Below are 476 nucleotides of genomic sequence, written 5' to 3'. Positions count from 1 at the left end.
GAACCGTTGAAGCTTTCGATAAATGGGTTGTCCGTTGGTTTTCCCGGTCTTGAGAAGTCTAGCTCCACCTCGTTCTCGTATGCCCATTTGTCCAATATTTTACTGATGAACTCGCTCCCGTTATCCACTTTGATACGTTCGGGGAGTACTCCGTTCCCAAAAGTAATGGTTTCCATGACCTGTACCACATCGCTTCCTTTGAGCGAACTTCCCGCATGTATGGAAAGACACTTGCGACTAAAGTCATCCACTACAGTTAAGGCCCTGAACCGTCTGCCGTTATAAAGCTGGTCACATACAAAATCCATACTCCAGCATTCGTTCGGACCAGAGGCATTCCCTTCGGTAGGTTGTCTATGTGCGGCGGAACGGTTCCGTTTTGGGCGTTTCGACCTAAGATTGAGACCCTCCTCACAATAGACCCTGTACATGCGCTTATGGTTGTCCATAAAACCTTCCCTTCTCAAAAGGATATG

Annotated in this window: 1 protein-coding gene; it reads right to left on the bottom strand. The window is 47.7% G+C overall.

Annotated elements, in window-relative coordinates:
- Positions 1-476 (bottom strand): DDE-type integrase/transposase/recombinase (locus tag BFP77_RS07105; RefSeq protein ID WP_143751871.1); only part of this gene is annotated, 476 nt, incomplete at both ends.

The sequence above is a fragment of the Maribacter sp. 4U21 genome (assembly GCF_002742365.1).
Taxonomy (GTDB): domain Bacteria; phylum Bacteroidota; class Bacteroidia; order Flavobacteriales; family Flavobacteriaceae; genus Maribacter.
Note: the sequence above shows the minus strand (reverse complement) of the source record. Positions and strands in the feature narration are given on the sequence as shown.